A 5,952-nucleotide genomic window follows, 5' to 3' on the forward strand; every position below is an offset into this window, starting at 1 on the left:
CGACGCAACCACCTCCCCCTCCCCGTCCAGCACCAGCAGCCGCCCCGCCGGACCCTGCATCACATTCCCGTCCACTGCCGTCGGCGGTGTCCCCGACAGCCCCGTGCGGACGGTGGAGATCCGGTGGATGGCGGGGGTCGACGGTTCCAGGCTCGGCCCGTCGGACACGACAGGCGTCGATGGACGTCGGTGGAGCAGGCCCGGCCGCCACGCCTCCCCCACCGCCATCACCGCGCCGTCCAACCCAGACTGGTATCCCCGCGTGAACGCCATCGCCTCCACCCCGGTAACCAGTCCCCCCGCCCGCCGCAGCGGCACCGGATCCACCGTGAGTACCGCCACCAGCGCCCGCCAGTAGTCCGCCACCCTCAGCGGTGGCTTCCCCACTGGGTCATCGTCGTACGCGACGTCCCGCTCCAGCAGGCCCAGCACGTACGACTGCACGTACGACCGAGAGAAACTCGCCAGCGTCATCCCCGCCCTGGCCGCGTCCTCGACAGACATCAGACCACCACCGGACGGACATCCACCGCCACAACCGACGCGGAGAACCGCAGCGGCCCCACCGCATACGTCGCCCAGCCAGCCGCACGGGCGTACCCCTCGGCCGCATGCGCATCCTCGAACGCCAACACGATCTCACCGACCCGCCGGCCCTCACCGTCGAACCGCACGAGACCGAACACCACCGCTTCGGTGTCCATCTACTCACCTCCGGAAGACACAGGACCGGTTCCGGGCAGCACAAGGGGGACGGAGAACCGCCCGGAACCGGGGGGAATGCGGCGCCGCGCCGGGGAACCGACGTCAGCCCGACCGGAACCGCCACCACCCATTGACCGCCCATCCTGGCTACCAGGGGACGTCACCCACGAGGGATACCCACGGGATACCACCGGGAGGATCCCGAGCCCACGGCCACAGCCGTGTCCCGCCGTACCCACACTTGTACGATCACGCCGTGAAACGGGCCGCGACATTACCGAACGACCACCTGCGCGCAGCACGGCTGCGCGCCGCGTCACCCGAGACGCCCGGCGAACCGATGTCCCGCCAAGAACTGGCCGAACACGTCAATCACTGGATCTACAACCACGACCAGACGATCACCGAGATGGACGGGAATTACCTCGGCAAACTCGAACGCGGCATCATCCGCTGGCCCCAACGCCGCTACCGGCAAGCCCTGCGCGCGATCCTGCGCGCCGACACCGACCAAGACCTGGGATTTCACCGCCCGGCGCGACAACACGGTCTGGACGACCGCGAGACCGTCACCCATCGAGACAGCGACGATGAGGAAGAACACATGCGGCGACGAACCGTCCTCAAACTCGGCAAAGCAGCCATCGGCGCCGCCCTCAGTGGCAGCGAGGACGCACGCATCCCCACCGTCCATCTCACCGCGTCGGTCAGACCGCCAGACAGCACTGATGCCGATCACGGGATCTCGCACGAAGACCTGAGCCAGGCGGTAGCCCGTGCCAAGCACGCCTATCAGTCCTGCCGGTACACAGAACTGATCACTGTCCTTCCCGGCGTTCTGTCGTCCGTCGACGCGGTACGCACCACCCGCTATGACACCGAGACGGCACTTGAGTCCCTGCGCGCGCAGGCGTACCACGTGGCCGCCAGCGTCGAACTGAAACGAGGCCACGAGGGTCCGGCCTGGCTTGCCGCCGACCGCAGCATGCGCGCCGCGATCCGATCAGGAAACCCGATCGACATCGCATCAAGCGCACGCGTGGTCACACACGCGCTCATGCGCGCCCGACAGTTCACCGACGCGGCAACGCTCGCCAGCCAGGAGGCCACGCGACTCGCTCACACCTGGGAACACCCCACACCGGTGACCCTCTCCGTCTACGGCGCCCTCCTGCTCCGAGGAGCCATCGCCGCCGCCCACGCCGACCAGCGCGACGACGCCCTGACACTGCTCGACGAAGCCGCCACCGCCGCGCGGCACATCAGCGGCGACGGCAACGAGCAGTGGACAGCTTTCGGCCCCACGAACATCTCCCTGCACCGCGTCCACATCGCCGTCGTCCTCGGCGACGCGGGAACCGCCCTCGACCATGCGCGACGTATCGATCTCGCGGGCGTTCCCGTCGTCGAACGGCGAGCAGCCTTCCTCGTGGACGTTGCACGGGCACACAGCCAGCGGGGCAGCTACAACCAAGCGGTAGACGCGCTCATCGCCACCGAGAAGACGGCACCCGAAGAACTCAGCAGAAGACCACGTTCCCATCAACTGATCCGTCACATCCTCACGAACACCACGGGATCAGCACGGCTCACCGCCTCCGCACTCGCGGACCGCGTGGGCGTCGCGGCGTGAACACAAGCACCCGCCGGGTCCTGTACATCGTCGTCTGCGCCGCGGGAACAGCGCCGTTCGTCGGACGTCTCGTCCGCCTCGCCCAGGCCCGTGGATGGGAGGTCTGCCTGATAGCCACCCCGACCGCAACAGCGTTCATCGACATGGCGGCGCTCGCAGCGCAGACCGGCCGTCCCGTGAAAAGCGCCTACCGGCAACCCGACGAATCGCGGTCACAGTCGTTCCCCCCAGCCGACGCGATCATCGTAGCACCGGCCACCTACAACACGATCAACAAGTGGGCGGCCGGAACGAGCGACAACTACGCCCTGGGTGTCCTAGCCGAAACCTTCGGACTCGGCATTCCGGTCGTCGTGCTGCCGTTCATCAACTCGGCCCTGGCCTCGCACTTCGCCTTCCAGCGCAGCATCGCTGATCTACGCGAGGCCGGAGCCCGCATCCTCATCGGTCCTGACACCTGGCAGCCACACGCGCCGCACACGGGCGACCAGCAATTCGACACCTTCCCATGGCACCTAGCTCTCGACGAAGCCGACCGCGCCCTGACCGACTGAGGTATCACGCGCCGCGCCGACCCACATCCAGGCAGCAACCCGGTAGCTCTGCCGAATTGTTCTGTTTAAGATCCAGCGGCAATCACACGTTTGCCTCGATCGAGGCGAACGCATCATAGGCGACAAGCATGCAATGTGCGAGTCTATGCCGACAAAGGCTCTCAGCAAGACTTCAACAGAGTCGACAGTTTTCCTCACCGCAACCGGGGGGACACCTTTAGATACCTGATGTCGAACGTGTCGAGGATACCCATATGTCTTCCCCTTCCAATGATGACCGCATGTCGGTTCCTGTCAACAACAAGGATTTCGTCAGATTTGCGACCAATTTGCTTTCTTGGCCAGATAAATGGGTTTCACATCGCTATGACACGCTTCAATTTGGCGACGATAGCCGCGTCAGGATTCGGACGCGGATTGATATCGACGCAGGGAAGGTCATTAAACGCAGTGAATTCGCAGAACTAAAGCATGATGGTAGAGCCGTGGCAGTACCGGTGGGAATGTTCGCCAAAGAGATGCGGACGAGCGCATCTCTCGAGACATCCTCCGGCGCGATGCTACCTGCACTGGATGTGCCAACTTCGCTGCAGCTCACAAGTAATGCGATCTTTTCGATGGTGTCTACCGCGGTTGGCTCGGCCCCCGATAGAGCCTACAAGCTATGGCTTGCTACTGAAAAAGTTGTTAAAAGTCGACCAGGTGTCGCCGAACCGGCTCGAATACAGCTAGAGAGAAGTGAACCCGAGATCTGTCGCGATATTCCAACTTTTGCTAACTGGCTGCGATATTTGAGTCAAAACGCCCTAGTGTTCGCAGTCTACCAAGTTTCGGATCTCGAAAAACCGATTGTGGCAATTCAAGAGAGGACGGAACATGCCGCCTCGCCATTCCGAAACGCCGATGAAAGTGTCGCTGTCGAATTAGGTGCGCCATGGTGGTCGGAAGCATACTATCTAGATATCAGGCCGCCAGTGGGTCTAAGTCTGAGGAAGGCCAAGATATGGTTCTATAGTAAAGATTTTCTGAGTACGGTACATGATATAACTCAAGGTGACAGATCTTCCTTGCAGGAGATTGCCCGGACGCCAGCAGATCGACATGGCGGCGTACTGTTCTCTCGACGCTTGACGGCATTCCGTCGCAATTTCGTCGAGATCAGCCTTGCACCTACTTTGAATGGCGCGTTCTGCCTACTCCTGGCGGCCAATGCGCTCACGATTCTACTATTGCTGGCGATGACACTCTATATCGGCCTTTCTGCCGAATGGGGTAAGAATGTCACAATCGGCAGCGTGGTGAGCCTGCTGGTTTTTGTTCCTGGGCTTACCTCGGCGATCGCAGTCGAGAAAGGAGAGCATCAGCTTCTATTTAGGAAACTGGCGCGCCTGCGACTACTAATCCGAAATGGGGTTACTGGACCGAAGGCAATCGCAATATAGCAGGTCAGGGCACGTGCTAAAGTCCAGTAGCCTAGATTCCCTTTAGTAATGACGGGATTTACGGCGTTTCTTAGCCTCGTCACCGCATTCACTATAGCACTTGGAGTGCGAGGTGCTCCAATGTTTATTACAGCGCTCCTTTGCTTTGCGGCAGCACTTGCTCTCTTCTTTCACGCGACCGTCGAAGTGAAGTTTCATGCGCGCATCCGACCGTGATCAACTGAATCGACTGCGCTGAGTGGTCGCCTTGCGTCGCATTGCAGTAGATAAAATACCGGAGGTCCGCTGGCCGGACATGCGACGTAACCCTCGATAAACTACAAAAGTAATGATATGTTCCTACCGTGCGGAGGCGAAAAATGATCAGGATCGCAGCAGTTCCCGGACCACTGGGTCAGATCGTCGATGTTCCCGGCCTTGACCCGGACACCATCCGGCAAGAAGAAGAGCAGCGGGCGCAGCTTCGGGAGTCGCTAGAGGACCCGAATCAACAAGATCAGCGCGACAAGATCCTTAAGGCAGTTCACGAGCGGGCCGCAGCAGCCAGAAGATCTATTATCGATAGAACCTCTTGACGATTGAGCCCACCGATGTGGCGTACGGCTCGTGATCGTTCGGCGACTCGCCGGAATCTATGGACGTCGGCGGACATCGCCGAGCCCATACCCTGCACCGATGGACGTTCGGTAGACGTTCATGGATGGTGCACCGACGGCTACGGATCTGTGAGTCTGTCGCTGCTGTGCTCCCGGGTGGAGTACCTTCCGACTCGCTGCCGGTGACCCCGGCGCGACTATTGCGAGATCGACCGCTCACGTTGGGTGCCCATTCGTGACCGGACGCCCGATGATCTGACGGGTCGTCGGCCGCGTCAAGGACGCCCTTCGGGCGGTCCCGCGGACTGGCTGCGCCACGCGTGACCCGACCGACGCCCCGCGCACCAGCACTGACCGGGAGACGGGACACAGAAACGGGAAACACCACGAGCACCGCCACAGCCCGCCGATCCGGTCCGCAAACAGTCCGCACGACGATGAAAAACACCCAAAAACGACGGCAGACGTCACACGACATCTGCCCAGGTCAGCGACGTTTCCGGAAGTCCCTCATAATCCCTCGGTGTCCCCGAGACTGCGCACGACCGAGCCGGTCACACACCGCCTACGCTCCCCGAACGTCCTCGCGTCTTGCCTGTCAGCCGCTACCGCGTCGGATGCGGAGAAGACCACGATGCACTACCGTCACGGCTCCCGCGAGGTCGGCGAGGTCATGATGCGTGACAAGGTCTTCGACGGCAGAGGACACGGCGCGTGCGGACTGGTTGTCAAGTCGGAAGACGACGATCCCGCTATGCGATCCCGGTGGATAGGCGCGGATGTTCCCGAAACCGCGGTCGAGGGTAAACACGATTCGCTGCTCGGCGACCGCGGCGGCCAGCACCTCCGGATCCGAGTGGCCCGAGAGGTTCTCGGCGAACACGGTGTCCGCGTCGATCCCGTGCTTGGCCAGGCGCTCGGCGAGCGAGGCTGGGAGGCCCTCGTCGAGCTTGACCTTCACGGCGCGGTGCGGAGCGGCACAAGGTCCTCCCGCGCCAGACGCGCGCCGTAGGCCGCTGCCG

Annotated in this window: 7 protein-coding genes; 4 read left to right on the forward strand and 3 right to left on the reverse strand. The window is 62.4% G+C overall.

All coding sequences use genetic code 11. The annotated features are described in order from the left end of the window. Positions 1-504 (reverse strand): hypothetical protein (locus MJ783_RS21470; protein WP_239313263.1); only part of this gene is annotated, 504 nt, incomplete at its 3' end. Further along, complete coding sequence (locus tag MJ783_RS21475) at positions 504-704, reverse strand: hypothetical protein (RefSeq protein WP_239313266.1); 201 nt, start codon at positions 702-704, stop codon at positions 504-506. The genes MJ783_RS21470 and MJ783_RS21475, both read right to left, overlap by 1 nt. Positions 705-961: 257 nt before the next feature. Between MJ783_RS21475 and MJ783_RS21480 the strand changes: the two genes are divergently transcribed. From MJ783_RS21480 to MJ783_RS21495, 4 genes are all read left to right on the forward strand, one after another. After that, positions 962-2,338, forward strand: coding sequence for a hypothetical protein (locus tag MJ783_RS21480; protein ID WP_239313268.1), 1,377 nt, complete (start codon positions 962-964; stop codon positions 2,336-2,338). Continuing rightward, entirely contained in the window at positions 2,335-2,892 is a 558-nt protein-coding gene (locus tag MJ783_RS21485; protein ID WP_239313269.1) for a flavoprotein, read from the forward strand. The genes MJ783_RS21480 and MJ783_RS21485 overlap by 4 nt, the downstream gene beginning before the upstream one ends. Before the next feature lie 254 nt (positions 2,893-3,146). Continuing rightward, entirely contained in the window at positions 3,147-4,334 is a 1,188-nt protein-coding gene (locus MJ783_RS21490) for a hypothetical protein (RefSeq protein ID WP_239313270.1), read from the forward strand. Positions 4,335-4,693: 359 nt separating this feature from the next. Further along, on the forward strand, positions 4,694-4,909 hold the full coding sequence (locus tag MJ783_RS21495; protein WP_239313272.1) for a hypothetical protein: 216 nt from the start codon (positions 4,694-4,696) through the stop codon (positions 4,907-4,909). Between the two features lie 619 nt (positions 4,910-5,528). Here MJ783_RS21495 and MJ783_RS21500 read toward each other — a convergent pair. Then, positions 5,529-5,952: DUF5615 family PIN-like protein (locus tag MJ783_RS21500; protein ID WP_239313274.1), on the reverse strand; the 424-nt coding region annotated here is incomplete at its 5' end.

This window comes from Protofrankia sp. Cj3 (genome assembly GCF_917627355.1).
In the GTDB taxonomy this organism is placed as follows: Bacteria; Actinomycetota; Actinomycetes; order Frankiales; family Frankiaceae; genus Protofrankia.

Coding starts and splice junctions, on each gene's coding strand:
- MJ783_RS21475 (WP_239313266.1), bottom strand. CDS start 704: ATGGACACCGAAGCGGTGGTGTTCGGTCTCGTGCGGTTCGACGGTGAG.
- MJ783_RS21490 (WP_239313270.1), top strand. CDS start 3,147: ATGTCTTCCCCTTCCAATGATGACCGCATGTCGGTTCCTGTCAACAAC.
- MJ783_RS21495 (WP_239313272.1), top strand. CDS start 4,694: ATGATCAGGATCGCAGCAGTTCCCGGACCACTGGGTCAGATCGTCGAT.